Genomic DNA, 26,478 nt, shown 5'->3' on the forward strand with positions numbered 1-26,478 from the left:
CATGCACAAGCCGAAAGCCCTCGACCTGCAGACGATTTTTTCGTGGCTGCTGGCCGACGGCATCGTCGAGAAATCGACCGTCAAGCCGCATTTCGCCCAGGCGCAAAGCATCCTCAAGAATGCGGTCGGCTCGATGCATCCGCTCACGGCGGTCGCGCAGTGCAAGATCGTCTCGGCAAAGGCGCCGCATAAACTGCTGACCTTGGATGTGCTCAGCGAATGGTGCGCCGGCAAGGTCGGCCTGCCCTTCTTCCGCATCGACCCGCTCAAGATCGATTTCACCAAGGTCGCCGACGTGATGTCGGCCAGCTACGCGGCGCGTTTCAATATCCTGCCGGTGGAACTGGGGCCGGGCCTGCTCGTCGTCGCCACGGCCGATCCGTTCCGCACCGAATGGCAGGACGAGATCGCGCGCATCTCGCGCCGCCGCATCGAACTCGTGATCGCGAATCCGCTCGACATCGCGCAATACATCTCGCAATTCTTCAGCCTCGCGAAATCGATCCGCGACGCGAACAAGTCCAGCGGCCAGGACCTCGCCCTGCGCAACAACTTCGAGCAGCTGGTCGAGCTGGGCAAGACCAATAAACAGGTCGACGCCAACGACCAGCACATCGTCAACATCGTCGACTGGCTGTGGGGCTACGCCTTCGACCAGCGCGCCTCCGACATCCACCTGGAACCCAAGCGCGACGCGGGCATCGTCCGCTTCCGCATCGACGGCGTGCTGCACCAGGTCTACCAGGTGCCGGCCGTCGTGATGATCGCCATGACGGCGCGCATCAAGCTGCTGGGCCGCATGGACGTGATCGAAAAACGCCGCCCGCAGGACGGCCGCATCAAGACCCGCACGAACGACGGCCAGGAAGTCGAGCTGCGCCTGTCGACGATGCCGACGGCGTTCGGCGAAAAGCTCGTGATGCGCATCTTCGATCCGGAAGTCGTCGTGAAGACCCTGCCGGAACTGGGCTTCCCGGCGGACGACGCGGCGCGCTGGGACGCGCTGACGCGGCGCCCGCACGGCATCATCCTCGTCACCGGCCCGACCGGCTCCGGCAAGACGACGACGCTCTACACGACACTGAAGGCGCTGGCCACGAGCGACGTCAATGTGTGCACGGTGGAAGACCCGATCGAGATGGTCGAGCCCTCGTTCAACCAGATGCAGGTGCAGCCCGGCATCGACCTGTCGTTTGCCGACGGCGTGCGCGCGCTGATGCGGCAGGATCCGGACATCATCATGGTCGGCGAGATCCGCGACCTGGAGACGGCGGAAATGGCGATCCAGGCCGCGCTGACCGGCCACCTCGTGCTGTCCACGCTGCACACGAACGACGCCCCGTCGGCCGTCATGCGGCTGCTGGAACTGGGCGTGCCCTGGTATCTGCTGGAAGCGACCTTGATCGGCATCATGGCCCAGCGCCTCGTGCGCACGCTGTGCCCGCACTGCAAATCGCCGGATGGCGACCTTTCCGACGACGTCTGGAGTGTACTGAGCGGCGCCTGGAATCTGACGAAGCCGGCCACGGTCTACCGCCCCATCGGCTGCCCGGAATGCCGCCAGACGGGTTTCCGCGGCCGCACGGGCCTGTACGAACTCGTCACCGTCACGGAGGCGTTCTCCCACCTCGTGCAGGAACAGACGGACCTGGCCGCGCTGCGCCAGCAAAGCGTGGCCGACGGCATGAAGCCGCTGCGCATCGCCGGTGCCTACAAGGTCGCCGAAGGCGTGACGACGGCCGAGGAAGTGCTGAAGGCCACGGCAGCGCACTAGGCGCTGACGTGGAGCAGCGCACTAGGCGCTGACGTGGAGCAGCGCACTGATTTGCGTTACCTCTGGCGCAAATCAAAACGGCCCGCTATAATGCGTGCCTTCTTCGGGTCGTTAGCTCAGTTGGTAGAGCAGCGGACTTTTAATCCGTTGGTCGCTGGTTCGAGCCCAGCACGGCCTACCAGATTTAAGCGAAAACGCCAGCCTTCGGGCTGGCGTTTTTGTTTTCGGCTTGGGCCGATCACGCCGACCGCAGCATCCCGAGCCGGCGCGGCATATCGGCCAGGCGGAACCGGGACACCACCGCCGCCAGTTGCGCCGCCTGTTCCTGCAAAGCGGCGGCCGCGGCAGCAGCTTCCTCGACCAGGGCGGCGTTCCGCTGGGTGGTCTCGTCGACTTGACCGATGGCCTTGTTGATTTCTTCGATACCGGAACGCTGTTCGACGCTGGACGCCGAGATCTCCCCCACCACGCCGCTCACACGCTGCACGCTGGCCACGATCTGGTCCATGGTATTGCCGGCCTGCTGCACCAGCACCGTGCCGGAATCCATCTGCCGGACCGAATCTTCGATCAACTGTTTGATCTCCTTGGCCGCAACGGCGCTGCGCTGCGCCAGGCTCCGCACTTCCGATGCGACGACCGCGAATCCACGTCCTTGTTCGCCGGCGCGCGCGGCTTCCACCGCCGCGTTCAGGGCAAGGATGTTGGTCTGGAATGCGATGCCGTCGATGACACCGATGATATCGACGATCTTGCGCGACGCAGCACTGATCCCCTCCATGGTCGTGATCACGTCGCCCACGACCTTGCCGCCATCGGCCGCCACGCTGGACGCCGACTGCGCCAGTTGATCGGCGAGACGCGCATTGTCGGCGTTCTGCCGCACGGTGGCGGTCAGCGCTTCCATGGCCGATGCGGTTTCCTCCAGCGAACTGGCTTGCCCCTCGGTGCGGGCGGACAGATCCATGTTACCGCTGGCGATTTGCGCGGATGCCGTGGCGATCGCATCTGTCGAACTGCGCACCTGGCCTACCACGTGCGCCAGGCTTTGGTTCATGTCGCGCAGCGAGCTCATGACCATGCCGGTTTCATCGCGGCTGTCGACCTCGATGTCGGCCGTCAGGTCGCCGCTCGCAACCCGCTGCGCCACGCTGATCGCTTCGTTCAACGGCTTCGCCACGATGCGCGCCACCCACATCGCCAGCAGCAGGCCGACGCCGACCGACAACACCAGTGCGCCGATAATCAGCTTGCGCGACATATTGAACGTCTGCTCGGCTGCCTGTTCGGAGGCATCGCTGCCGTCGTCATTGTGCTTGGACAGGGCTTCGAATTCCTCGTTGATCTTGCGATAGATCTTGTTGGAGGCGCCCTTGAACAGTGCCCGTGCCTCGTCCTTGTTGCCCGCATGCGAAAGCGCGGTCAGCTTGGCGCTTTCCGCCATGTAGGCATCCAGGTCCTGCTGGAAATCTGCGTAAATGCGTTTTTCCTCGGAGTCCGACACCAGGGCAGTCAGTGCTTCCTGCTGCTTGCGCATGATGTCGCGGCGGGTCGCGAGTGCCTTGTCGGCGGCGTTCATCTCGGGTTCGCCATCCTGCAGGATATGGGTGGCTTCGGAAATCCTGAAGCGCGCCAGCGAGGTCTGCAACTCGCCGATGTGACGGATGGCGGGCATCCAGTTTTTGGCAATCTCGGTGGACGAATTGCCGACCTTGATCAATTGGACAATTGCAAATATTCCCATTACACAAGTCATTGCAATCACGGGGACAAATGCAACCAGTAACTTGTTGGTAATCTTGAGGTGGTGGAACCAGCGCATCGGTGTCTCCGGCTTGTTGAAGCTATTATTATGGACTTGCTTGAGGCCAATTATTACGAGCCCAGGCTTTCAATTCGGCTTCAGTTGCACCAAAACAACGCAAAATTCCTACTAACACTTTATTTTTCGCCGTGAACTTTTTGTTGTTATACGGCAACCGAATGCGCTCCGTTGCTACCTATACTCGGTAGCGTCAACGCGGCAACCGGATTTCTGATCCTCCGCCGCCGGGAGCCATCATGCGTACTCTTTCGACCCTCTTTGCCGCCACGTTCGCCGCCGCCTTCGTCCTGAGCAGTCTGGCGATCTCCGCCGCGACGCCTCCGACACGACCGGCAAAACGCGAGCGGTAAAGTGTTGTATTCGCAAGAAAACGCTTAGCGAACGGCGGCCGAGCCGCTATAATGCGTGCCTTCTTCGGGTCGTTAGCTCAGTTGGTAGAGCAGCGGACTTTTAATCCGTTGGTCGCTGGTTCGAGCCCAGCACGGCCTACCAAAGATTCAAGCGGAAACGCCAGCCTTCACGGGTTGGCGTTTTTGTTTTATGGATTCCCGCTCGGCGTAGCCGCCGCCAGATGCCCGCCCTCGCCCTCCCAGTTGGCGACCTCGGGCGCGATGTCGTAGCCGGGCGGACGATAGCTGCCGGTCTTGGTTACCGCCATGTCGATGTCCTGCGCCGTAAGCAAGACCGTCGTTTTGCAGGTGGTAACGCCGGCGGCATTCACCCTCAGCGCCAACGCCGCTGCGGTGGCATTGTCGGGCAGCTCGCCGATAATGACGACATCCCTGTCGCCGAACACGTAATAGAAGGCTTCGACGGCACCGCCGAGTGAACGGAATAATTCATCGACCGCCTGGCGCCGTCGCGTACCGCCTTCCTTCAGCAGGCCGTTGACGCCTTCGCTGAGATAGCTCGCTTCGAACAGATATTTGGCCATTGCACACCTCCCGGAAGACTGTCGTTTGACAGTGCTCCTACGCGGCAGTTCAGGGTGGCCAAGGCGCCGACCACCGCCGACCGCGAATACAAAAAAGCCCACGAACCTCCTGTTCATGGGCTTTTTGCTTTCCGCTCCCCTTCCCGGTCAAGGCACCACGGTCACCGCCAGCACTTCGACGTTGGCATTGGTCGGCAGCACGACGCTCTGCACGGTCTTCGCGTTGTTCAGCGCAAACGTATAGTTGTACAAGTGGAAGGTGCGGCTGTCCCGGCCGCCGCTGTTCGTGTCGCGATAGCTCATCGGCACCGCATCGATCTCGCCGGCATAGCTTTGCGGCGTGAACCAGTCGCTCATGCTCTGGGTGAAGGTCGTCGACGTGCCGTCCGTGTAGTTGACCTTGAATGCCTGCGATGTCCGGTTGCCGCCGACCGCGGTGGCCATCATGCGCAGCGAGGAGAATTGACCGGCCGGGAGCTGGATCGTCTGCCCCGCGGCGCTGATGGCGTTGTTCGTATTCGCTGCCCCGTAGTTGTAGGTGACGCCATTGAACGTGGTCGATGTCCCGAGCAGCGTGGCCGAGTAGGCATAGCCGTTGCCGTCCAGGCCGCCGCCGGTGCAGCCGAGGGCGTTGCAGGTGCCGAACTTCGTGCCGTCGGTGTAGACACCACCGCGGTTGAACGCCGACGACAGGCTGACGGACGTGCCCGGCGGCGGCGGTGCGGAGTCGCCCAGCACGCCGGCCAGCACCACCACGTTGCGGTTGCTCGGCAGCGTCAGGCTCGACACCGTCTTCGCACCGTTGATCGCGAACGAATAACCGTATAAATAAAATGTACGGTTGTCCTTGGTGCCGTCGGGATTGTTACGGTAAGCCATCGTGACCGCTTTCGATTCGCCCGCAAAGTTCTGGGGGCTGAACCAGTCGCTGAGGCTCTGGCTGATCGTCGTGCTCGTGCCATCGGTGTAATTCACGATGAACGTTTGCGCGGCCTGACTGCCTTGGACGCCGGTGGCGAGAAGATTCAGCGTGTTGTGCTGGCCGGCGGGCAGCGCGATGGTCGTGTTGTACCAGGCGTCGACGGTATCCGCGGCGCCCAGATTGAACGTGGTGCCGTTCCACGTGACCGACGAGCCGAGCAGCGTAGCCGAATAGGCGTAGCCGCCGCCATCGATGCCGCCGTTGGTGATCGCCGTGCCGTCGCTGGACCTGGTCTCGACGTTGTACGCGCCTGCCGGGTAGGGGTTGATGCCGAGCGCGTTGTTGATGGCGCCGGCATAGGCCTGCGCCGAGTTCTGGCCGTTGTAGGTCTTGCCGGCGATGTCGTCGTACAGCCAGAGGAAGCCGCCAACGATGCCGCACTGGTTCTTCCAGTTCTGCATCTGCGTCTGCATGGCCGGCGGCGTGTAATTGGCGTCCCACAAACCGGGGAAGACCGGCACGCTGCCGAAATTCCAGCCCGAACACGGGCTGTTGCCGGCGCCGCCCGAATAGGCCTGCAAATGCACGCCGTCGACCGTTCCGGGCAATTGAGAATTGATGTTCGAGACCACCGACGTCCAGAAGGCCGCATTGGTGTACGGGGAGACGGTGACGTGATAACCGAGATTGCCGAGCATGACGGCGAATTGCGTCATCGTCGCGGAATCGTACGTGCTCTCATCGTCGAAATCGATCGCATCCACCGACGGCAAGGCCTGCTTCAAGGCCTGAAACGACTTGTACAGAGAGCTGGTGGGGCCGGTGCCTTCGGTCTGCACGAGCGATTTGACGTGGTCGAAATCGCTGGGGTTCGCATTCGACGAGCCGACGCTGAACGTGATGCGCTTCGGGCTGCCCTGTTTCATCGACGTCAGGTCGGCAGCGAAGTTCGGCCAGGTATTGTTGCCGACGTAGACGCCGCCCGAAGTCAGCGGGAATTCGCCGTTGAGATTCAAATCGCCGGATGCGCCGACCTGCACGCTCCAGACGATGACCTCGTTGAAGCCGGAGTTCTGGATTTCCGTAATATTGCTCGCCACATGCTTGTACAGCGGGCCGCCGCCATACACGCCAGTGTAGCCCGTCGCAGCCGATGCCGCGGACGAAAACGCAATGCCGCACAGCGCCGCCAACGATGCCGTCCTCTGCAGGAACGTGACGCATCCGTTGGCTCGAGATGAATGGTTCATCATGCTAGTCTCCACGATGTAAGTAATTTTTATGTGCAACCCAGCGTTTTATACGCAGGGTGCCATGGAGATTCAATCGAACTTCACGTTCCGGGCTGTGTTTAGTGCGTTTTACTAATCCGCCTCCACCACCACGAAATTGCGCGCCACCGGCTGCGACTGCGCCGGCGGCATCGCCTTCGAAATCAGGTAGCCCTGGATCTCGTCGCAGTCGAGCGCGCGCAGCATGTCGACCTGCTCCATCGTTTCGACGCCTTCCGCGACGACCCGCATCGCGAGCGCGCGCGCCATCGTCACGATCGCCCTGACGATCACGACGCCGCCCTCCGTCTTGCCGAGCTGGACGATGAAGGCGCGGTCGATCTTGAGGCCGTCGAAATTCAGCTTGTACAGCTGCGACAACGATGAATAGCCGGTGCCGAAATCGTCCAGCAAGACCTTGATGCCGGTCTGGCGGATCGCCTGGATCGCGCCCACGACGGAGGCCGTCTCGTTCATCACGGACGACTCCGTCAGCTCGACTTCGAGCAGGCGCGGGTCGACCGCATGGTGTTCCAGCGCCCGCCGCAGCGTCTGCGCGACGTCGGTGTCGTTGAACTGGCGCGGCGAGATATTGATCGACACGGGCACCAGCTTGTCGCCGCTCTTCGCCCACAGCGCCAGCTGGGCACAGACCTTGTCGATCACGAGGTCGCCGAGCCTGAGCACCAGCCCGGTTTCCTCGACGAGGGGAACGAACTCCGCGGGCGAAACGATGCCCCGCGTCGGATGGATCCAGCGCACGAGTGCTTCCAGGCTCGTGATCGAACCGTCCGCCAGGTCCACGCGCGGCTCGTAGTACATGACGAACTGGTCGTCCGCCAACGCATGGCGCAGCTCGCGGATGCGCTCGAGGCGCGCCTTCAACTGGTCGTGGAACTTGCCGTCGAAGAAGCGATACGAGCCCCGCTCGTGCGTCTTCACCGAATACATCGCGACGTCCGCGTTCTGCAGCAGCGCGCGCGATTCCTTGCCGTCGGTCGGGTACAGGCTGATGCCGATCGAGGCACCGACCACGTACTCGCCGTAGGACATGCGGATGGGCCGGCGGAAGGCGCGCTGGATGCGCTCGCTCGCCTGGGCCGCGTCGAAGGCGCCGGCGATATTCTCGAGCACGATCACGAATTCGTCGCCGCCGAACCGCGTCACGCAATCGTGCGGCCGGACCGCTTCCTTGAGCCGGTGCGCCGCCGTGCACAGGAGCTCGTCGCCGGCGGCATGGCCCCAGGTGTCGTTGATCGCCTTGAAGCCGTCCAGGTCGATGAACAGCAAGGCGAACATCGTGTTGTCCCGCTCGGCCCGCGCGATGGCGTCGCGCAGGTGGCTTTCGACCCAGTAGCGGTTGGGCAGGCGCGTGAGCGGGTCTTCGTTGCTGCGTCGTAGCAGCTCTTCTTCGTGGGCGCGTTCTTCGGTGACGTCGCGGGCCGAGACGGCCAGGTTGTCGCCGTAGCGGAACATTTTCAGGTGCACCCACTTGGCCGGGAAGTGTTCATGCGCGCGCCCCAGCGTCACCTCGTTGTAGCCGCTTTCCATGGCACGCCGCAGGATGTCCATGCGCTCGGCCAGGGTCTCGCCCTGGTACAGGTCGGTCAGCGTCTTGCCGATCAGGTCCCGGCGCTCGCGCGCCACCAGTTCGGCGGCGCGCCGGTTGCAATCGATGACCTCGAAGTTCTTGACCTCGCCCCGCTCGCCCCATTCCGGACGCAGCATGTAGAAGCCCTCGTTGCTGGCCTCGGTGGCCATCCGGTACGTGTCGCGGATCACGCGCAGGTCGCGGTCGCGGCGCGCCAGGCGCAGCGAATTGCTCATCGCGAGCAGCGCGAACAGGGCCATGGTCACCGTCCCCAGCATCGCGCTGCTGGTCCACGCGCTGCGCATCGCATACCAGGGCGCGAGGGCGGCCTCGTAGTCGAGTCCCACCACCGCGTTCACGCCGCGGCGGTCGATATGCTTCCAGCCGACGAAACGCGCGCGGCCGTCGCCGAACCATGCATGGCCATCGACGAGCGCGCTGCCGGCCGATAGCCTCAGCGGTGGCGCATGGACGAACGCCGGCTGGCGGATGGTGCCCGCCGGCCCCTCCGACCGCAGCGCGCGCGTGCGTCCGTCGTCGCCGACGATGGCCAGCAGGCCATCCTGGCTGAAGACGGCTTCCGCATCGCCCATGGTGAAATACGCGGGATCGACCGCGATGACGACGGCGGCCGCGAACCGGCCATCGCGGTCCGACAACTCCCAGGCGAACAGCAGCCGGTGCCTGGGACTGTTACGTCCCTCGATCGGCACCTCGTCCACGAAGAAATTGACCGGAATGCCGCTGCGCACCCGGGGCAGGATGTAGGCGACCGCGGCCGGCGACATCGTCGTCGGCGCGCTGGACGTCAGCACGCGGCCCTGCCCATCGACCAGCGCCACGAGCATGCGCGACGCGTCGAGGAATAATCCGTGCTCGTCCGCATAGCCCAGGTGCACGTCGCCCTGCCGCGTCTCCCAATCGTATTTCACGAACCGGGCGGTCTGTTCGATCTGGTCGACCGCGCGCACGATCTGATCGGCGTAGTCGTTGGCGAGGGTATGCGCATCCTGCTGCGTCTTGAGCTCGAGCTGCCTGCGCTCCGCGTCCAGTTGCTGGAACAGGAGGAACCAGCCGAGCCCCAGCACGACCAGCGCCCCCAGCGGCCACGCGAGCAGGTGCCCGATGTGCTGCTTCCAAAATGCAGAGGCCCCGGCGCGCGCGTGGTGTGCTGTCGCGACGCGTGTTCGCAAGTACTTCAAGAATCTGCGGAACATTACTCGCCCCTGTCAGACGATTCCTCCTATCGGAAAGTACTGCTTGTTCCGAAAAAATTCAACAAATACCGCACCCGAGTATCGACCAGACGACTGCTTACGTTATGGTAAGTTCATGGTCATACGCATCGACCTCGAGGGAGACGAAGAATGACATCAAGGGGCATGGTCGCGGCGCTGCTGTCGGGCGCGTTGCTGGCGGTGGTGCGCGGCGTCGAGAACGGCATCGGCGATGCGGCCGCGCAGGTCATGGTGGCGGCGTGGCTCGGTTTGCTGGCGCTGCTGGTCTGGCGGCGCCAGCGCGTGACGACGCCCTCCTGATCCAACGACAACGCCGGCATCGGCGCCGGCGTTGTCGTTTTCCGGCGTGTGCCGCGCGTCAGCGCTGGGCCATCTTCGCCGTCACCACGATGATCTGGGCCATGCGCGGGTCGGTGACGTCGCTCGGAACATAACTCATCATCATGTCGTCGCGCGAATCGCCTCGGTTGAATTCCATGATCACGTTGCCGTCGCGCGAGACGTACCTGTCCGGCGACTGTGCGACGAGGCGCATCGGATGCTGCTTGTCGATCTGTGCGACGATGCCGTCGCGTGCCGGCTGCACTTTCAACCGCCAGCCGTTCGACAATTCGTACGCGCCGCTGACCGCGTCAAGCTGGTAGTCCCAGATGCGGAATGCCGTACGCGGCTGGGCCGTCACTTCCACGCGGGAGATCGGCGCGTCGTCGTTGATGGGATAGTGAGCCGACTGCGCGCCGGCACCGGGCGCGGACAACAGCAGGGATGCGGAAAGTGCCAAGGGAAGAGGACGCATGATCGCTCCTTCAGAAAACGTGATGGACAGGATGCCGCGGTGCGGGCTTGGCCTGCAGCGGCATCCTCAGTCTAGGGCGGCGTCCGCCAGCCACAAGGCCTGCGGGCGCCGCATCACGAAAGAGTCTCGATCCGGCGGAAATCAGATCGATGCGAAATGACTCACATCCGGCCTTGACGGGCCGCTTCCCGTATCGCTATGCGCGGCGCGGAAACGCATATGCACGTCCCCGCCGCGTGCTGAATGATGTTCACGCAGAGGTATCGCCGTCTACCACGACGCGATTGCGGCCGCCACGCTTAGCCGCATACAAGGCCTTGTCGGCGGCCTCGATCAGTGCGGGAACCTCATGCAGGCGCTCGCGATCAAAGCTTGCGACACCGATGCTCAGCGTGACCATCGGCCAGTGGGCCGCCGGCGCATGCTGCAGCGCCAGGCCGGCCACGTGTTCGCGGATCGCGTTCGCGTGCAGCCGGGCCTGCTCCAGCGACGTGTCCGGCAAGATCGCCGCGAATTCCTCGCCACCATAGCGCGCCGCCACGTCGGCCGGGCGCTTGAGTTTGGCAGCGAGGGCCTGGGCCACGGTCGACAGGCAGGTGTCGCCCTGCTGGTGGCCGAAGTGGTCGTTGTAGGCCTTGAAGGAATCGATGTCGATCAACAGCAGCGACAGCTCGCCCTTCATGCGTTGCGCGCGGCGCAGTTCGCGGTCCAGTGCGACGTCGAAGTAGCGGCGGTTGGCGATGCCCGTGAGGCCGTCGACGTACGATCGCGCGCGCAGCGATTCCGCGTGGTCGAGCAGGCGTTTTTCGCGTTCGACGGTGCCGCTGACGTCGCGGATCTCGATCATGCAGTAGCGCTGCTCGCCATCGCGGAATGGCGTGACCGTGACGGCCTGTTCGATGCGCGGACCGTCGAAGCTGCCCGCCTCGCGCAGCGGAAACGGGGACCGGCTTTCCGTCTGAGGGATGGCCGTGCTCGCGCCATCGGTCAGTGCAGCCAGCACGGCCGCTTCGACGCGCGATCCACGCAGTTCGGGGAACACCTCGAACAGCGGGCGTTCGCGCACGCGCGCGGCGGCGCGGCCGGAACGGGGCACCATCCAGCCGTTCCAGAGCACGATGTTGTGGTGAGCGTCGAGCACGATGATCCCGCTGTTGACGAGATTCAGGGCGCGCAGGGACAGATCGGTGGCGGTATCGGAGTCGGTCGGGATCACGGCATTTTTAGTATCTGAAAATCAACTAATCATACCGGAATTCAACCGTCTTGGCGGGAATTCGGAGGCCCGCGTCTCCCGACGATTGTTGCCAATTTTCACGAAAGCACTTGGCCAGGGGCCGATGAGCCGCTATAATGCTGCCCGTCGGGTCGTTAGCTCAGTTGGTAGAGCAGCGGACTTTTAATCCGTTGGTCGCTGGTTCGAGCCCAGCACGGCCTACCACGAACACCAGAAAGCCCACGAACGCAGGTTCGTGGGCTTTTTGCTTTTCCGCGGCCTCAAGCCCTGCTTTACAAATCTTTACGCGCCACACACATCTCCGCAAAACGGCGGCCTCAAAGTGGGAACCTCCACTTGCAGAAAGGCTCCCGATGAACACGCACAACGACAACAAACCCGGCACCGCGGCGCGCGCCAAGCGGCGCTGGCTGGTTGCCGCCGCATTGACCGTGGCGGCCGGCGCCGCCGGCGTCAGCCTGGCCAACGGCCTCCCCGCCCTGCCCGGCCACCACGGCCACCACGGCCATGCCGAACTCATGGCGCTGGACCCGGCGGCCATGGACGCGCATATCGACAAGATGGTCGAGCAGTTCGCGGCCGACGCGAGCCCCGACCAGAAGGCGCGGGTGGCGGCGATCGCCAAGGCCGCCATGGCCGACCTGCGGCCGACGCACGAACAGTTCCGCCAGGCGCACGCCCAGGCGCATGCGCTGCTGACGGCGCCGGTGATCGACCGCGCCGCGCTCGAACAGCTGCGCGCCGAACAGATGCAGCGGATGGACCTCATGAGCCGGCGCGCGCTGGCCGCCATGGAGGACGCCGCCGACGTGCTCACGCCCGAGCAGCGGGTGAGGTTCGCCGAGCACCTGAAGGCACACATGCAGTAAGGTATGATGCGCGCATGGTCCAGCAAGTCCTGATGATCGAAGACGACGACCGCCTGGCCGGCATGGTCGCGACCTATCTCGCGCCGCACGGTTTCGAGGTCCGGCATGCCGCCAGCGCACAGGCAGGCATCGCCACGCTGGAGCAGGACGGCGAGGCCATCGCGCTGGTCCTGCTCGACCTGATGCTGCCGGACGCCGACGGCCTCGACGTGTGCCGCCGGATCCGTACGCTCGCCGCGCCGCTGCGCGCCGTCCCGATCGTGATGCTGACGGCGAAAGGCGATCCGTTCGACCGCGTCGTCGGCCTCGAAATCGGGGCCGACGATTACCTTCCCAAACCGTTCGAGCCGCGCGAGCTGCTGGCGCGGCTGCGCGCGGTGCTGCGCCGCCCGCCGCTGGCGGCCGAGCCGGAGTCGCGGGTGCTGCGCTTCGGCCGTCTCGACATCGACCTGGGCGCGCGCGTCGCGCGGCTCGACGGCGCCCCGCGCGCGCTGACCGCCTACCAGTTCGACCTGCTGGTCGCGCTGGCGGAACGGGCCGGCCGCGTGCTGTCGCGCGAGCAGCTCCTCGACGCGGTGAAGGGACAGGCATTCGATCCGTTCGACCGTTCGATCGACGTCCACATCGGCCGCCTGCGCGCCGCCATCGAGGACGACGTGAAGCAGCCGCGCCGCATCATCACCGTCCGCGGCGTCGGCTACGTGTTCGCCAAGGCGCACGATGCGTGACGCCGCGCCGGGGCCGGCCATGCGCGTGGCGCCCGGACAGCGCCTGTTCGTGCGCTTCTATCTCGCCCTGCTGGCCAGCCTGCTGACGGCCGCCGTGCTGTTCGGCCTCGCCCACCTGCGCTTCGATCCGGCCCGCGCGGGCCTGGCGATCGTCGGTCCGCGCATGCACGCGATGGGCTTCGTCGTGCTGCTCGTCGCGATCGCACTGGTCGTCGCGGCGGGCGCCTACCCGGTCGTGCGCCGGCTGACGCGCCGCCTCGAACGCCTGCAACACAGCGTGGAAGCGTGGGGCGACGGGCAGCTTGCGACGCGCGTGGCAGTGGAAGGCGAGGACGAGGTGGCGCGGCTCGCGGCCAGCTTCAACGGCGCGGCGGCGCGCATCGAGGCACTGGTCGGCGCGCAGAAGTCGCTGCTGGCCAACGCGTCGCACGAACTGCGCTCGCCGCTCGCGCGCATCCGCATGGCTGCGGAATTGATGGCGGAGCAGGCGGCCCCCGGCATCGGCGCCGAGCTGCGGCGCAACGTCGCCGAACTCGACCAGCTGATCGACGAAGTGCTGCTCGCCAGCCGCCTGGACGCCGCCAGCGCAGCCATGCCGCCGCCGGAGGAAGTCGACCTGACCGGCATCCTGGCCGAGGAATGCGCGCGCGTCGGCGCCACGCTGCAGGCTGGCGCCCACAGCATGATGGGCGAGCCGAAGCTGCTGCGCCGCATGGTGCGCAACCTCGTCGAGAACGCGGTGCGTTACGGCGCCGGATCAAAGGTCGAGGTGCGGCTCGTTGCTGCCGGCGATGCGGCGCTCCGGCTCGACGTATGCGACGGCGGTCCCGGCATCCCCGAACCCGAACGGGAGCGCGTATTCGAACCGTTCTACCGGATTGCCGGCGCGAGCGAATCGACCGGCGGCGTCGGCCTCGGGCTGTCCCTCGTGCGCCAGATCGCGCGTCACCACGGGGGCGATGCGCAATGCCTGCCGAACGGCGCGCGCGGCTGCTGCTTCCGGGTGACGCTGCCGCGCATGCGCTGAGCTTTACACATCTTTACCGTGCGTACATGCGGGCGACAAGTCCGCGCCGGATAGTGGATGCCGCACGCGAACCGCCGTGCAACCACACACTGAAAGGATGCACACATGATGACGCGTCAAGAACGAGATACCGATTCCACCGCGCGCGGCGCCGGCTTCGCCATCGCCCTGAGCGCCGTTGCCTCGATCGCGGCCGTGGCCCTCGACTCGCCGGCCCAGGGCAGCGATCCGCTCGCGATCCTGCAAAGCATGGTGGCGCTACGCGAACCGCACCAGCTCGTGCATATCGTGGCGATGGCCTGCATCGGCGGCCTGATGGTCGGCTTTACCGTGCTGTCGCAGCGCCTCGGGCTGCGGCGCGTGCCGGTCCTGGCCGGGCTGATCGCGTATGGCGCCGGCAGCATGCTGATGCTGATCGCCACCACCATCGATGGCTTCATCAGCACCGATACGGCAGCGCTGTTCGCGACCAAATCGCCGGAGGCCGTGCGGGTCGGCTACTGGATGATCCAGGCGATGGCGGGCGTCGCGCTGAGCGACATCGCGCGCGTGGCCTGGGTCTGTCAATCGGTGGCCGCGGTCGCGTGGTCGCTGGCCATGCTGCGCGACGCCGGACTGGCGCGCAAGGCCGGGCTCATCGGGCTGGTGAGCGGCGCGCTGCCCGGGGTGGCCGTCGTCGCCGCCGGTGCGCACATGACGGCGACGGTGGTCGTCGGCATCCTGCTGGTCCAGGCGATCTGGAACCTCACCGCCGCGACCTATCTGCTGTGCGGCGCCACGCTGCCGCAGGCGCGGGAAGCCTGGGCATCCGCATGAGCGTGGCGACGATCCCGGCTGGCCTACATGCCCATTTCGACGAACTGGGGCGGCTTCCACTTCAGCAGCTTGTTTTCCACGGCCGTCAGCAGGTATTCCGCCGCCAGCGCCACGACCGCCAGGACGATCATCGCCGCGAACACGCCGGCGGCGTTGAACGTGCCTTGCGCCGTCGAGATCAGCAGGCCGATGCCATGGCGTGCGCCGAGGAATTCGCCGACGACGGCGCCGACCAGCGCGAAGCCGAAGCTGACGTGAAGGCTGGCCAGGATCCAGCTCAGCGCCGAGGGCAGCACCACGGAATAGGTCACCTGACGCGCGTTGGCGCCCAGGATGTAGGCGTTCGCGATCATGTTGCGGTCCGCTTCGCGCACGCCCTGGAAGGCGTTCCCGAACACCACGAAGAACACCATCACGACGGCCAGCGCCACCTTCGAGCCCATGCCGAGGCCGAACATGATGATGAAGATCGAGCCCAGCACGACGCGCGGTATCGCATTGGCGACCTTGATGTAGACGCTGAAGACGTCGGCTGCCAGCTTGTTGCGCCCGAGGACAATGCCGCAGACGATGCCCATGACGCTGCCGATCAGGAACCCGAGCGCGGTTTCCTCCATCGTCACGAGCAGTTCGCTCCACAGCGGACCCTGCCCCGTCCCTTCGGTGAACCAGGTGATCAGTTGCTGATAGATCGCGCTCGGCTGCGAGAAGAAGAACGGGTCGAGCCAGCCGAGCCGGACGCTGCATTCCCAGGCCGCGATCACGGTGACCGCGAGACCGATCCGCAGCGCGATCACCAGCCGCTTGTAATTCCGGGCCCGTCGCATGGCCTGGCGCTCTTCGGCGCTGGGCATGGCGGGCGTCATGATAGATGTTGTCGTGTTCATGATGTGCTTGTATTAGATGCTCACTTCCACCTTCAGATCGGCCCAGATCTGCCGGGACAGCTCGACGAATTCCGCGGAATAACGTGCCTCCGACACATGGCGCGGACGGGGCAGCGGTATGTCGTAGACACGCTTGACCGCGCCGGGCCCCCTGGTCAGCACCACGACCCGGTCGGCCAGCGCGATGGCCTCGTCGATGTCGTGCGTGACGAAGACGACCGAGGCCTTGCGCTCCGACCACAGGCCGAGCAGCTCTTCCTGCATCATGGCACGCGTCTGCACGTCCAGAGCCGAGAACGGCTCGTCCATCAGCAGGATGGCCGGTTCGTTGATGAAGGTCTGCGCCAGCGCCACGCGCTTGCGCATGCCGCCCGACAACTGGTGCGGGTAATGGTGTTCGAAGCCGGTCAGGCCGACCCGGCGTACCCAGTCGGCCGCCTTGTCGCGCGCGGCGGCGCGGTCCATGCCGCGAAAGACCGGGCCGCTTGCCACGTTGTCGAGCACGCTCTTCCAGGGGAACACCGCATCGGCCTGGAAAACGAAGCCGATATCGGGGTCGATGCCGGTGACCGGCTTGCCGAACACCTTCACCGTACCGGACGATGGTGGATTCAGCCCGGTGATCATGCCCAGGGTGGTCGACTTGCCGCAGCCGGTCGGACCGACGATGGCGCAGAACTCGCCCACCCGCACCTGCAGGCTGAAGTCGCGCAGGGCCAGCGTGACCTTGCCCTCCGGGCTGACGAATTTGCGGCTGACGTTATTGAGTTCGATTGCAGGGGCATTCATTACTTGGCTGCTTTCACGAATTCCGTCGTATAGGTGCCGGCCAGATTGATCGTTTTACCTTCCACCGCCTTGTCGAAGCTGGACAAGACCTTCAGGACGGTGGCCGGGCCTTCCGGCGGCATCATGCCGTCGGGCGTGAACATTTGCTTGCCCGATTCGAGCGCGTCGATGTAGAGCTGCTTGTTGCCCGCAAAGTATTCGGGCGGCAGCTTCTCGGCGATCTCCTGGGCGCTGTGGGTGTTGATGTAGCGGAGCGTCTTGACGAAGGCCGTCACGATCTTTTGCACCTGCGCCTTGTGGCTGTTGACCCACGACGTCTGCATGTACAGCGACGCGGCGGGATACGGCCCGCCCAGCGCGGCCACGGTGCTCTTCAGGCTGCGCAGGTCGACCAGGATCCTGGCGGCATTGGTCGAGGTGAGGCGCGCGATGGTCGGTTCGGTGGTCATGCCCGCATCGATCTTCCCTTGCGACATGGCGGCGATGAAGGTCGAGCCGGCGCCCACCGGCAGCGTGGTGAATTCGCTGTACTTGACGCCGGCACGCGAAGCCAGGTACTGCGTCAGGAAATTGGTCGACGAACCGAGGCCCGTCACGCCGAGGGTCTTGCCCTTGAAATCGGCCGGCGACTTGATGCTCCCGGACGCCGCCTTCGACACCAGGATCACTTCACCGGGGGCCTGGCTGAACTGCACCACCGATTCCACCATTTTCCCGCGTGCCTGGAGGTCGATCGTGTGGTCGTAGAAGCCGACCACGCCCTGGGCCGCGCCGGACAGCATTTCGGTCTCGGCATTGACGCCGGCCGGCTCGCTCAGCAGTTCGATGTCCAGCCCGGTCTCCTTCAGGTAGCCGAGCTGTTCGGCCAGCTTGGCCGGCAGGTAGATCTGCTTTTCCATGCCGCCCACCATGATGGTGATCTTCTCGCCGGCCGACGCCTGCCCGGCCAGCAATGCGAAGCTGACGGCGGCGAGGGTTTTGTATGGAATGTTCATGTTGTCTCCTTATCGATTATTGTCGCGGCCGGGACGGCGCAAGCCCATTCTGCCGCTGCCCGCCCGGCCCGTCCATATGATCCGTCGCCCGCTCAGAAACGGAAGCGCAAGCCGGTTGCGAGCTCGAACTGGGAGTCGGCGCCATGCGCCTGCGAGGCCTTGTAGCCGCCGTCGGTGCTGAGGTAGTCCGATGCCAGATACAGTTCCGTACGCTTGTCGAAGTGGTAGAACACGGAGCCGTACACGGTCTTGCGCTTGCCGGTGGCGGTCGCCTTGGCGGCGGACGTGTTGGCAAAGGCATTCAGGACGTAGCCGCCGCCATTGACGGCCGCGTTGGTGGCATTCATCGTCTGCCAGCCCAGCTCATAATCGAAGTGGCCGCCCGGCGCGAACTTGGCCGACACCGTGTACGCGTTGTCGTGGCGATCGCCCAGGGCCGCCGGTTGTTCGGCCTTGTAGTGGACGTAGCCGGCGTTCAGGCGCAGCATGCCGATCTTGTAGTTGCCGCCGACCGAGTAGGACGTGTGGGTGAAGTCGTTGACCACGGCAGTGTTGTAGAAGCCCGACACATTCACATTGCCGCCGTTATAGGCCAGGGCGACCGACTTGCTCGTGCCTTCGCGGTTGTTGCCCGGTTCGCCGCCCACCTGGTAGGCCAGGCCCGCCATCCACTTGCCGTAGCTTTTCTTCCACACGATGCCCTTGTCGTAGCGGGTGCCGGTGGCGCTGCCCGAATAAAAGATGAACTGCTTGAAGTCGTTGTTGTTGGTGTAGCCGCCCTCGTCGTAGGTCACGCCGGCGCTGCCGTAGGCATCGCCGTAGATCTTGGAGAATTCGCGGGCGAGCGTGTTCTGGCGGCCGAACGTCAGTTTGCCCAGGGTCGGGCTTTCCAGGCCCAGCCACGCGTCCCGGTTGAACAGGACGCCCGGCGTATCCATGTTGCCGGTCGGGAGTTCGTATTCGCTCTCGAGCTTGAAGATCGCCTTCATGCCACCGGTGTCGGGCAGCAGGTGCTCGCCCTCGAGACCCCAGCGGTTGCCGCTGAACCAGGCCACCGACATATCGTTCTGCGTGTGCCTTTCGCTGTCGGCATTGGTCTTGCGGCTCATGCTCAGGTCAATCAAGCCGTACAGGCGCACGGTGTCGCCGCCACGGTGGTACACCAGTCCGCTGGGCCCTGCTGAACTGGCGCCCAGCGGGTCGATCTGGCGGCCGGTTTCGTCGCTCGCCGTCGCGGTGGCCGCAGCATGGGTATCGCGCGAGGCCATGGCTTGCTGCACCTGGGCCAGTGCCTGTTGCGCCTGCTGTGCCGCGAGTTGCGCATCGGCGGCCGCCTTTTGCGCCTTCGCCAGCGCGTCCTGCAACTCTTGAACGGATTGGGTCTGCGCCTGTGCGGCGGCGCCCAGCGTAGCGAGAACGGCGATTGCCATCAGCTTTTTCATACGGTCTCCATCGTTTTTATAGGTGTGGGTGGCTGTAGCCATGGGTGTTTCAGGCATACGGAACCCACTATAGGAATGGCAACCCTACTAAATGCCTACAATCAACATTCTCTCCAAAAATTAATTTTTTGGACTTGCTGTACGCAACAGTAAGGGACATGATTATCGGGATGAAACTCTTGCTTACCGAAGACAATCGCGACCTGTCCGCCTGGCTGACCCGGCTGCTGAACCAGTCCGGCTATGCCGTCGAACAAGCGTTCAGCGGCGAAGAGGCCGACCTGTTGCTGCGCACGCAGACCTATGACGCGATCCTGCTCGACCTGACCTTGCCCCAGCTGAGCGGGCAGACGTTGCTGCGCCGGCTGCGCAGCCAGGACAATGGCGTACCGGTGCTGATCATCAGCGCCCAGGATTCGCTGCAGGACATCGTCGAGCACCTGAACCTGGGTGCGGACGACTACCTCGCCAAGCCGTTCGACATCCAGGAACTGGAGGCACGGCTGCGGTCGCTGTTGCGGCGCGCCAGCGGCAAGGCCAGCCCCGTGTTCAGCTGCGGTAACCTGCACTACGACACCAATTCGAAAATCTTCCGCATCCGCGACCAGATCTTGCAGGTGACCCCGCGCGAGCATGCGGTGCTCGAAGCCCTGCTGCTCAAGGTCGGCAAGACGGTGTCCAAGCAGGACCTGGCCGACAGCCTGGTCATCCTGAACGACATGGTCACCCCGAAGGCGCTCGAGGTCTACATCGTGCGCCTGCGCAAGAAGCTGGAAGACAGCGGCGTCGCCATCATCACCTTGCGGGGGCTCGGCTACATGCTGAGCGCGGTCGAGGCCTGACGGATGCCGAGCCTGAAATCGCGCCTGGCGGCATGGGTGTTCCTGCCCATGCTGATCTTCTCGGCGATCGACCTGGTGGTGACCTACCGCAGCACCGACCGCGTTTCCACCGAGGTCCAGCGGCAGCTGCTGAAAGGGTCGGCCCGCATCATCGCCGAGCAGATCGCCGCCGACGACGCCATCAGCGCTGCCGGGGCGCCGCCGGCCGCGTTCGAGCTGTTCGCGGACGAAAACCAGGACCGCGTGTTCTACGCCGTGCGCAGTGCCACCGGCCGCCTGATCGACGGCGACGCCGCGCTGGCGCCGCCGCAGGAGGCGGCCCAGGGCGAGCAGGAGGTCTACTTCAAGAGCCGGGTCCGTGGCGAACCCGTGCGCGTCGTCGCGTATGCCCAGGAGCTGCGCGACGGCGGGCACATCACGGTCGAAGTGGCGCAGACCATGCGCGGCCATGCCGCGCTCCGCAAGCGCCTGTTCATGATCACCGCGCGCGAGCACCTGATATTGCTGGCCCTCGTGCTTGCCGCATTGGTCGTCGCGTTCCGCTGGATGCTGCGTCCCTTGATGCAGTTCAGCGAACGCGTCGCCAGACGCCAGCCCGGATCGCTCGAGCAACTGGACGCCGATACGGTGCCGCGCGAACTGCTGCCGGTGATCGGCGCGTTGAACGGCTACGTGGTCAGACTCGACCAGACGCTGTCCGCCTACGAACGTTTCGTCGCCAGCACCGCGCATCACCTGCGCACCTCCTTCGCCATCCTGACCTCGCAGCTGAACTACGGCATGCGCGACGAGCGGATCTCGCCCGAACAGAAGACGCTCCTGGCCGCGATGCAGAACACGACGGTGCAAGGCACGAAGGTGATCAACCAGCTGCTGATCCTGGCCAGCATCGAGCAGGGCCGCCAGCACGGCCGCGATCTGCCGCCGTCGACCAGTGCGCTGAACGAGATCGTCACCTCGGTGATCGAGGAACTCGCGCCGCTGGCGCAACGCTATGCCGTCGAACTGGGTCTCGACGCCGCGGACGACGGCCTGATCCTGGCGGCCCCGCCCCACCTGCTGCGCGAAATCACGTTCAACCTGATCGACAATGCGATCAAGCACATGAACGGGCCCGGCTCGGTCAGCGTGCGGATGCAGCGCGTCGACGATCGCGCCCTGCTGCGCATCGTCGATACCGGCCCGGGCATCGCACCCGAGCATATCGGCCGAGTGTTCGAACGCTTCTACCGCGCCGACCCTGGCACGCCGAACAGCTTCGGGCTCGGGCTGTCCATCGTCAAGGAAATCTGCGATTCGCTGCAGGCCGACATCCGCCTGGGTTCACCTGCGCAGGGTGGCGGGTTGCAGGTCGACGTCCGGCTGCCGCTGGCGGCGGATGCGGTGACGTCGTCCCACACGACGTTACCAAATTAGCTTCGCCCGACAATTAATCGGTTCTTGTCAACAAATGCTCCTGAGCACGTCCTTACACTAGGCGGCTCGGCGCTCTGTTACCGCAAGACAGCGTGCCCGTCACACTCAGCCGCTTCTCGTCAAGGACCTGTCATGTTGTCGACCAAGGTAACGCCCCAGTCTCGTCACCTGTCGCGCGCGCTCGGCCTGCTGGCCGCCGGACTCCGGGCCGGCGGACTGACGCAGCAAGGTCGCGACCTCAACGCCATGCCGCTCGAACAATGGCTCAATCCGGCGGCGTCATCGCCGAAGCCTATTTCGGCAGCCGCACGAAAGGGATCCCGACGGCGTCCTACGGCCAGCAGTTCAACGATCCGCGCCCCTGGACCTTGGACGAATACGCGGGCGCCGTCCTGTCCTGGCGCAGCAAAGTCACCGATACGCGCGACCTGTTCGCCGGCATGAGCGTCGCGCGCTACCGCCATTCGAGCGTCAACGTGACCGAGCCGGCCATCCAGGGTCCGACGCGTAGGTCGGGCAGATGCCGGCGCAGGCACGCACGCGCGTCTGCGTCGTCGACTGACGCGCTACCACTCGAGAACGACGGACGTCATCGCCGGCAGCGCCAGCGGCGCGCGCAGGTCGACGTTTTCTCCGGTCAGGACGTTCCTGCCCTGGCGCGCGTCCTTGACCATGCCGGCGAAACGCCCGAGGTCCAGCTGCGTGGCCTGCGGATTCTTGTTCAGCACGACCATCACCGTCTGCCTGCCGTCGTGGCGGAAATACACGTAGTGGCCGTCGCGGGGAATGTAGTGGGTCAGCTTGCCGGCCTTGACGGCCGAACTGGTCTTGCGCCAGTTGAACAACGTGCGCACGAGGTGCTGCATGTCGCGCTGGCCGTCCGAGAGGCCCGTGCCCGTGAACGCATTCACGCTGTCGCCCGCCCAGCCGCCCGGCATGTCCGCGCGCAGCACGCCGTCGGTGCGCTCCTTCGGTCCCTGGATCAGCATTTCCGTCCCGTAGAACATCTGCGGGATACCGCGTGTCGTCGCCATCAGGATCAGGTCCGTCTTGAGCAGATCGACGTTGCCGTCGACCTGCGCCAGCGCGCGCGGGCGGTCGTGGTTGTCCGGGAAGACCATCAGCTTGAGCGGATCGGCATACAGATAGTCGGCCGCGATGGTCTCGTAGATCTGGATGAGGCCCCGGCCGCTGTCTTCCGGCGCCGTCAGCGCTTTCGGGGCCGCGTCGACGAGCGGGAAATCCATCACGGACGGCAGGCCGGAACGATAGCCGTCGCGGTTCACGACGCCCTTCTGCCAGTACGCGACCATGTACGGGCGGTCGTCCATTTCCTCGCCGACGACGTTCAGGTGCGGGTATTCCGCGAACACGGCGCGGTTCCAGTCGTTGAGAAAATCCGGGTCGGCATACGAGTACGTGTCTTCGCGGATGCCGGACAGGTTCGCGTACTCGATCCACCACAAGGTGTTCTGGATCAGGTAGCGCGCCACCAGCTTGTTTTTCTGGTTCACGTCCGGCATCGCCACGTCGAACCAGCCGTCGACGAAGCGCGCCTTGTCTTCCGGCGCCGCGTGGATGTCCTGCGCCACCGTGTGCTGGTTGTTCGTCTGGACGAAGGTCTTGCCGTGGTTGATCCAGTCGGATGCCGGCATGTCCTGCATCCACCAGTGGCCCGTGCCGATGTGGTTCAGGACGACGTCGTGGATCACGCCCAGGCCGCGCGCATTCGCCGCCGCCACGTAGTTGCGGTAATCCTCGTTGCTGCCGAAGCGCGGGTCGACCTTGTAGTAATCGGTCAACGCATAGCCGTGGTAGGAATACGACGGCTGGTTGTTTTCCAGCAGCGGCGTGGGCCACACCATCGTGAACCCGAGGTCGTGGATGTAATCGAGGTGCGCCCGCATGCCGGCGAGGTCGCCGCCGTGGCGTTTATTGGGATCGCGCCGGTCGCTCCGTTCGCGCATGCCCGCGTCGTCGTTGGAAGGATCGCCGTTCGAGAACCGGTCCGGCACGATCAGGTAGACGGCGTCGCCCGCATCGAAGCCACGCCGCTGCGCCGACCCTTGCCGGCGCTCCTCCAGGCGATAAGGGTAAGTGGTCACTACCTGCCTGCCGCACTTGAACTGCAGTTTGAATTCGCCGGGTTTTGTCGTCGCGCCGATCTTCAGGTTCACGAACAGAAAATTCGGATTGTCGGTGCGCTCGACGCTGGCGATGCGCACGCCCGGGTAGGTGAGCGCCGGCTCCAGCTCGGCGATCTTCTCGCCGTGCACCATCACCTGCAGGTCGGACCACTTCATGCCGACCCACCAGTTCATCGGTTCCACATGCTGGATAGCGTACGGCGCGGCGCCGGCCCACATGGCGGGCAGCCAGGCCGAGATCGCCAAAATCAATTTCTTCATGATGTCTCCACAGTAATTTGTAGTAAAGTAACACCATAAATCGTCAGATTCAAGAATAAAACCCAACAAATGTAGTTTTACTTCTATAAGCGATCTGCGCGGAAATACAGTAAGCTGTACGCCCCATGCCGCAGACCATCCTCGCCCCCGTCCATCACGAACTGATCATCAAGAAGAGCCGCTTCATCGCCTGCGTCCAGCCGATGCCCGACCGGGCCGGCGCGCAGAAGATCGTGGCCGGGCTCAGGGCCGCGCATCCGGGTGCCGCGCACGTGTGCTGGGCGCTGCTGGCGGGCGGGCAATCGGCCGCCGTGGATGACGGCGAGCCCAGCGGCACGGCCGGACGCCCCATGCTGGACGTGCTGCGCCACCAGGATCTGGAAGGCGTGCTGGCGACCGTCGTGCGCTATTTCGGCGGCGTCAAGCTGGGAGCGGGCGGCCTCGTGCGCGCCTACACGGACAGCGTGGCCCAGGCGCTGCTGACCGCGCAAAAGATGCCCATCATCCGCCAACGACATCTGCGCTGCGCGGCGCCCTACCCGCTCGAAGGCCTCATCCGGCGCGAACTGGACGCATCCGGCGCGACCTTGGACGCCGTCCAGCACGCGGACGCCGTCTCGTTCGCCTTCCACCTGCCGGACGACAAGGCTCAGGCACTCATTGCCCGCCTGAGCGAAGCGGGCAACGGCCGCATCCTGTGGATCGCGGAAAACGAGGACCCGCAAGCGGACTCGGCGTGATACCGCTATCATGTGAGGCTATACCGGACATCACGACTCGAAAGCGGACTCGCCAATCGTGAGCCGCCATAATGTCCGACTCATCCTCTCCCCGCAGCAAAGCGAAAACACAATGATCAAGAAGAGCCTGGCCCCCCTGGCCCTGGGCGGTTTCGGTATCGGCATGACGGAATTCGTCATGATGGGCATCCTGCCCGACATCGCGACCGGCCTCGACATTTCCATTCCCCAAGCCGGCTACCTGATTTCGGCGTATGCGGTCGGCGTGGTCGTTGGCGCGCCGACGCTCGTCAGCATGCTGTCGCACCGTCCGCCGCGCAGCGTGCTGATCTGGTTCATGCTGATGTTCACCGCGTTCAACGCGCTCTCGGCCTTCGCACCGAACTTCCACACGATGCTGCTGTTCCGCTTCCTGGCCGGCCTGCCGCACGGCGCGTTCTTCGGCGTCGGCGCCGTCGTCGCGACGCGCCTGGCCGACAAGGGCAAGGAAGCGGCGGCCCTCGCCAGCATGTTTTCCGGCCTGACCATCGCGAACGTGCTGGGCGTGCCGGCCGGCACCTGGCTCGGCCACAATATGAGCTGGCGTTTCGTGTTCCTGATCGTGGCGGCCATCGGCCTCGCGACGATGATCATGCTGCATAAACTGATCCCGTACTTCGAGGCGACGCCGGGCGCCGGCCTGCGCCAGGACCTCAAGATTTTCCGCAAGCCGAACCTGTGGCTGGCGCTGGGCATCACGTCGATCGGCACGGGCGGCTTCTTCGCCTGGCTCAGCTATATCGCGCCGCTGCTGACGGATGTGACGCACTTCCACGCCAATACCATCCCGCTGATCATGACGGCGGTGGGCGTCGGCATGACGGTCGGCGTGAACATGGGCGGCAAGCTGGCCGACCGCATGCCGCCGCTGACGGCCATCATCATCCTGCTCATCACGATGGTCGCCCTGCTGTGCATGAACGCGCTGCTGGCGTGGTCGCAACCCGCGATGATGGTGCTGGCGTTCGCCATCGGCGCGAACGCGCTGGCGCTGGGCCCGCCGATCCAGATGCTGTTGATCGAGCACTCGCGCGAAGCGGAGATGCTCGGCTCGTCGCTGGGCCAGTCCGGCTTCAATATCGGCAATGCGACGGGCGCCTTCCTCGGCGGGATTCCGCTGACGCTGGGCTATTCGTATGCCTCGCCGCAGTGGGTGGCGGCGGGCCTGGCGCTGTCCGGCGTGTTCCTCGCGCTCGCGATGCGGGCGCACGGACGCCGCGCGGCGATCGCCGTGCCGGCCTGACTAGGTACCCAGCACGGCGGCCGTCGCGGTCACGGTGACGAATTCGCCGTTCAGACTGGCCACGGCCGTCGCATGCATCTGCTCGGCGCTGAACCAGGTGCCGTCCGGCCCCGTGCGCTCGTGCGTGGCGCAGGCATCCTCGACGAGGATCGTGTAAAAGCCCAGATTGGCGGCCATACGCGCCGTCGTCGACACGCAGTGGTCCGTCGTCAGGCCGCATAACACGACCGTGGCGATGCCGGCCGCCCGCAGCCGCGCTTCCAGGTCGGTGCCGATGAAGGCGCTGTTCACATCCTTCGGCACGATGGTCTCGCCCGGCAACGGCATGGCTTCCGGCTTGAACGCGTGGCCGGCAGTGCCCGGGAAGAACGCGCCCTTCTCGCTGCGCGAGCCGTGCCGGACGTGGAACAGCGGCCGTTCCGCCTCGCGCCACGCAGCCAGCAGCGCGGCGATATTCTGTTCGGCCTGCGGATTGTTGCGCCGGCCCCAGCGCGGGTCGAGGAAGCCTTGCTGGACGTCGATCACGATCAGGGCGGCGTTGGCGAGGTTAGGCATGTGCATCCTTTCTTCAAAAATTCCATGGTCGCTGCCGCGCCGCGACGGCGCCACCGAAATGGCCGATAATTGCCGGCTCAATCATGAAGGATTT

The 26,478-nt window shown here is 65.0% G+C and carries 22 protein-coding genes and 3 tRNA genes; 13 read left to right on the forward strand and 12 right to left on the reverse strand.

The genetic code is table 11. From position 1 onward, the window contains the following. The first annotated feature begins 1 nt into the window (after position 1). Positions 2 to 1,774, forward strand: coding sequence for a type IV pilus assembly ATPase TfpB (gene tfpB, locus BVG12_RS14545; RefSeq protein ID WP_075793014.1), 1,773 nt, complete (start codon positions 2 to 4; stop codon positions 1,772 to 1,774). Between the two features lie 105 nt (positions 1,775 to 1,879). Beyond that, positions 1,880 to 1,955: transfer RNA gene (locus tag BVG12_RS14550), tRNA-Lys, on the forward strand. Between the two features lie 57 nt (positions 1,956 to 2,012). Here BVG12_RS14550 and BVG12_RS14555 read toward each other — a convergent pair. Beyond that, the gene (locus BVG12_RS14555) at positions 2,013 to 3,596 is read right to left on the reverse strand and encodes a methyl-accepting chemotaxis protein (protein ID WP_075793015.1); all 1,584 of its coding nucleotides are present in this window, start codon (positions 3,594 to 3,596) and stop codon (positions 2,013 to 2,015) included. Between the two features lie 419 nt (positions 3,597 to 4,015). Between BVG12_RS14555 and BVG12_RS14560 the strand changes: the two genes are divergently transcribed. Beyond that, a tRNA-Lys gene (locus BVG12_RS14560) sits at positions 4,016 to 4,091 on the forward strand. Positions 4,092 to 4,137: 46 nt separating this feature from the next. Here BVG12_RS14560 and BVG12_RS14565 read toward each other — a convergent pair. From BVG12_RS14565 to BVG12_RS14575, 3 genes are all read right to left on the reverse strand, one after another. Beyond that, positions 4,138 to 4,533, reverse strand: a complete 396-nt coding sequence (locus tag BVG12_RS14565) for a GYD domain-containing protein (RefSeq protein ID WP_075793016.1) — start codon at positions 4,531 to 4,533, stop codon at positions 4,138 to 4,140. Between the two features lie 147 nt (positions 4,534 to 4,680). Beyond that, complete coding sequence (locus tag BVG12_RS14570; RefSeq protein ID WP_156895640.1) at positions 4,681 to 6,708, reverse strand: beta-sandwich domain-containing protein; 2,028 nt, start codon at positions 6,706 to 6,708, stop codon at positions 4,681 to 4,683. A gap of 111 nt (positions 6,709 to 6,819) precedes the next feature. Next, positions 6,820 to 9,534 (reverse strand): bifunctional diguanylate cyclase/phosphodiesterase, encoded by a 2,715-nt coding sequence (locus BVG12_RS14575; RefSeq protein WP_075793018.1) that lies wholly within the window; start codon positions 9,532 to 9,534, stop codon positions 6,820 to 6,822. Positions 9,535 to 9,684: 150 nt separating this feature from the next. Between BVG12_RS14575 and BVG12_RS34050 the strand changes: the two genes are divergently transcribed. Further along, positions 9,685 to 9,855 (forward strand): hypothetical protein, encoded by a 171-nt coding sequence (locus BVG12_RS34050; protein ID WP_156895641.1) that lies wholly within the window; start codon positions 9,685 to 9,687, stop codon positions 9,853 to 9,855. 58 nt (positions 9,856 to 9,913) lie between these two features. Here the strand turns inward: BVG12_RS34050 and BVG12_RS14580 are convergent, their stop codons facing one another. Next, positions 9,914 to 10,351, reverse strand: a complete 438-nt coding sequence (locus tag BVG12_RS14580) for a hypothetical protein (RefSeq protein ID WP_156895642.1) — start codon at positions 10,349 to 10,351, stop codon at positions 9,914 to 9,916. Positions 10,352 to 10,601: 250 nt separating this feature from the next. Next, a complete protein-coding gene (locus BVG12_RS14585; protein ID WP_075793020.1) occupies positions 10,602 to 11,567 on the reverse strand; it encodes a GGDEF domain-containing protein in 966 nt (321 codons plus the stop codon). Positions 11,568 to 11,716: 149 nt separating this feature from the next. On the opposite strand from BVG12_RS14585, the gene BVG12_RS14590 reads away from it, so the two are divergent. The 5 genes from BVG12_RS14590 to BVG12_RS14610 all read left to right on the forward strand — a co-directional run bounded on the left by BVG12_RS14590 (position 11,717) and on the right by BVG12_RS14610 (position 15,028). After that, positions 11,717 to 11,792 (forward strand) — tRNA-Lys (locus BVG12_RS14590). A 149-nt stretch (positions 11,793 to 11,941) separates the two neighbouring features. After that, entirely contained in the window at positions 11,942 to 12,457 is a 516-nt protein-coding gene (locus tag BVG12_RS14595; RefSeq protein WP_075793021.1) for a periplasmic heavy metal sensor, read from the forward strand. Between the two features lie 14 nt (positions 12,458 to 12,471). Then, positions 12,472 to 13,185: a winged helix-turn-helix domain-containing protein gene (locus BVG12_RS14600; protein WP_075793022.1), complete on the forward strand. Its 714-nt coding sequence runs from the start codon at positions 12,472 to 12,474 to the stop codon at positions 13,183 to 13,185. Beyond that, positions 13,178 to 14,212 (forward strand): HAMP domain-containing sensor histidine kinase, encoded by a 1,035-nt coding sequence (locus BVG12_RS14605; RefSeq protein ID WP_075793023.1) that lies wholly within the window; start codon positions 13,178 to 13,180, stop codon positions 14,210 to 14,212. The genes BVG12_RS14600 and BVG12_RS14605 overlap by 8 nt, the downstream gene beginning before the upstream one ends. 105 nt (positions 14,213 to 14,317) lie before the next feature. Then, complete coding sequence (locus tag BVG12_RS14610; protein WP_075793024.1) at positions 14,318 to 15,028, forward strand: hypothetical protein; 711 nt, start codon at positions 14,318 to 14,320, stop codon at positions 15,026 to 15,028. 23 nt (positions 15,029 to 15,051) lie between these two features. Here the strand turns inward: BVG12_RS14610 and BVG12_RS14615 are convergent, their stop codons facing one another. The 4 genes from BVG12_RS14615 to BVG12_RS14630 all read right to left on the reverse strand — a co-directional run bounded on the left by BVG12_RS14615 (position 15,052) and on the right by BVG12_RS14630 (position 19,141). Then, positions 15,052 to 15,915, reverse strand: a complete 864-nt coding sequence (locus BVG12_RS14615) for an ABC transporter permease (RefSeq protein ID WP_075793025.1) — start codon at positions 15,913 to 15,915, stop codon at positions 15,052 to 15,054. Positions 15,916 to 15,927: 12 nt separating this feature from the next. Next, the gene (locus BVG12_RS14620; RefSeq protein WP_075793026.1) at positions 15,928 to 16,704 is read right to left on the reverse strand and encodes an ABC transporter ATP-binding protein; all 777 of its coding nucleotides are present in this window, start codon (positions 16,702 to 16,704) and stop codon (positions 15,928 to 15,930) included. Continuing rightward, a complete protein-coding gene (locus BVG12_RS14625; RefSeq protein WP_075793027.1) occupies positions 16,704 to 17,699 on the reverse strand; it encodes an ABC transporter substrate-binding protein in 996 nt (331 codons plus the stop codon). Before BVG12_RS14625 ends, BVG12_RS14620 begins: the two co-directional genes overlap by 1 nt. A 92-nt stretch (positions 17,700 to 17,791) precedes the next feature. After that, entirely contained in the window at positions 17,792 to 19,141 is a 1,350-nt protein-coding gene (locus BVG12_RS14630) for a porin (RefSeq protein ID WP_075793028.1), read from the reverse strand. A 170-nt stretch (positions 19,142 to 19,311) separates the two neighbouring features. Between BVG12_RS14630 and BVG12_RS14635 the strand changes: the two genes are divergently transcribed. Then, positions 19,312 to 19,983: a response regulator gene (locus BVG12_RS14635; RefSeq protein WP_075793029.1), complete on the forward strand. Its 672-nt coding sequence runs from the start codon at positions 19,312 to 19,314 to the stop codon at positions 19,981 to 19,983. Positions 19,984 to 19,986: 3 nt separating this feature from the next. Continuing rightward, positions 19,987 to 21,399, forward strand: coding sequence for a sensor histidine kinase (locus BVG12_RS14640; protein ID WP_075793030.1), 1,413 nt, complete (start codon positions 19,987 to 19,989; stop codon positions 21,397 to 21,399). A gap of 566 nt (positions 21,400 to 21,965) precedes the next feature. Here BVG12_RS14640 and BVG12_RS14645 read toward each other — a convergent pair. Then, complete coding sequence (locus BVG12_RS14645; protein WP_075793031.1) at positions 21,966 to 23,807, reverse strand: glycoside hydrolase family 13 protein; 1,842 nt, start codon at positions 23,805 to 23,807, stop codon at positions 21,966 to 21,968. Between the two features lie 125 nt (positions 23,808 to 23,932). Between BVG12_RS14645 and BVG12_RS14650 the strand changes: the two genes are divergently transcribed. Both BVG12_RS14650 and BVG12_RS14655 read left to right on the forward strand, forming a co-directional pair. Continuing rightward, on the forward strand, positions 23,933 to 24,547 hold the full coding sequence (locus BVG12_RS14650; protein ID WP_075793032.1) for an IMPACT family protein: 615 nt from the start codon (positions 23,933 to 23,935) through the stop codon (positions 24,545 to 24,547). 112 nt (positions 24,548 to 24,659) lie between these two features. Next, on the forward strand, positions 24,660 to 25,829 hold the full coding sequence (locus BVG12_RS14655; RefSeq protein ID WP_075793033.1) for an MFS transporter: 1,170 nt from the start codon (positions 24,660 to 24,662) through the stop codon (positions 25,827 to 25,829). Here BVG12_RS14655 and BVG12_RS14660 read toward each other — a convergent pair whose 3' ends face one another. Further along, positions 25,830 to 26,384: a cysteine hydrolase family protein gene (locus BVG12_RS14660; protein ID WP_075796374.1), complete on the reverse strand. Its 555-nt coding sequence runs from the start codon at positions 26,382 to 26,384 to the stop codon at positions 25,830 to 25,832. Positions 26,385 to 26,478: the final 94 nt, after the last annotated feature.

The organism is Massilia putida (genome assembly GCF_001941825.1).
In the GTDB taxonomy this organism is placed as follows: Bacteria; Pseudomonadota; Gammaproteobacteria; order Burkholderiales; family Burkholderiaceae_D; genus Telluria; species Telluria putida.

Bases quoted from the DNA above. Each gene is read 5' to 3' on its own strand.
- BVG12_RS14565 (WP_075793016.1), bottom strand. From the start codon at position 4,533: ATGGCCAAATATCTGTTCGAAGCGAGCTATCTCAGCGAAGGCGTCAAC.
- BVG12_RS14610 (WP_075793024.1), top strand. From the start codon at position 14,318: ATGATGACGCGTCAAGAACGAGATACCGATTCCACCGCGCGCGGCGCC.
- BVG12_RS14640 (WP_075793030.1), top strand. From the start codon at position 19,987: ATGCCGAGCCTGAAATCGCGCCTGGCGGCATGGGTGTTCCTGCCCATG.
- BVG12_RS14635 (WP_075793029.1), top strand. From the start codon at position 19,312: ATGAAACTCTTGCTTACCGAAGACAATCGCGACCTGTCCGCCTGGCTG.
- BVG12_RS14620 (WP_075793026.1), bottom strand. From the start codon at position 16,704: ATGAATGCCCCTGCAATCGAACTCAATAACGTCAGCCGCAAATTCGTC.
- BVG12_RS14625 (WP_075793027.1), bottom strand. From the start codon at position 17,699: ATGAACATTCCATACAAAACCCTCGCCGCCGTCAGCTTCGCATTGCTG.
- BVG12_RS14580 (WP_156895642.1), bottom strand. From the start codon at position 10,351: ATGCGTCCTCTTCCCTTGGCACTTTCCGCATCCCTGCTGTTGTCCGCG.
- BVG12_RS14555 (WP_075793015.1), bottom strand. From the start codon at position 3,596: ATGCGCTGGTTCCACCACCTCAAGATTACCAACAAGTTACTGGTTGCA.
- BVG12_RS14605 (WP_075793023.1), top strand. From the start codon at position 13,178: ATGCGTGACGCCGCGCCGGGGCCGGCCATGCGCGTGGCGCCCGGACAG.
- BVG12_RS14655 (WP_075793033.1), top strand. From the start codon at position 24,660: ATGATCAAGAAGAGCCTGGCCCCCCTGGCCCTGGGCGGTTTCGGTATC.
- tfpB (WP_075793014.1), top strand. From the start codon at position 2: ATGCACAAGCCGAAAGCCCTCGACCTGCAGACGATTTTTTCGTGGCTG.
- BVG12_RS34050 (WP_156895641.1), top strand. From the start codon at position 9,685: ATGACATCAAGGGGCATGGTCGCGGCGCTGCTGTCGGGCGCGTTGCTG.
- BVG12_RS14650 (WP_075793032.1), top strand. From the start codon at position 23,933: ATGCCGCAGACCATCCTCGCCCCCGTCCATCACGAACTGATCATCAAG.
- BVG12_RS14615 (WP_075793025.1), bottom strand. From the start codon at position 15,915: ATGAACACGACAACATCTATCATGACGCCCGCCATGCCCAGCGCCGAA.
- BVG12_RS14630 (WP_075793028.1), bottom strand. From the start codon at position 19,141: ATGAAAAAGCTGATGGCAATCGCCGTTCTCGCTACGCTGGGCGCCGCC.
- BVG12_RS14575 (WP_075793018.1), bottom strand. From the start codon at position 9,534: ATGTTCCGCAGATTCTTGAAGTACTTGCGAACACGCGTCGCGACAGCA.
- BVG12_RS14595 (WP_075793021.1), top strand. From the start codon at position 11,942: ATGAACACGCACAACGACAACAAACCCGGCACCGCGGCGCGCGCCAAG.
- BVG12_RS14570 (WP_156895640.1), bottom strand. From the start codon at position 6,708: ATGATGAACCATTCATCTCGAGCCAACGGATGCGTCACGTTCCTGCAG.
- BVG12_RS14645 (WP_075793031.1), bottom strand. From the start codon at position 23,807: ATGAAGAAATTGATTTTGGCGATCTCGGCCTGGCTGCCCGCCATGTGG.
- BVG12_RS14600 (WP_075793022.1), top strand. From the start codon at position 12,472: ATGGTCCAGCAAGTCCTGATGATCGAAGACGACGACCGCCTGGCCGGC.
- BVG12_RS14660 (WP_075796374.1), bottom strand. From the start codon at position 26,384: ATGCCTAACCTCGCCAACGCCGCCCTGATCGTGATCGACGTCCAGCAA.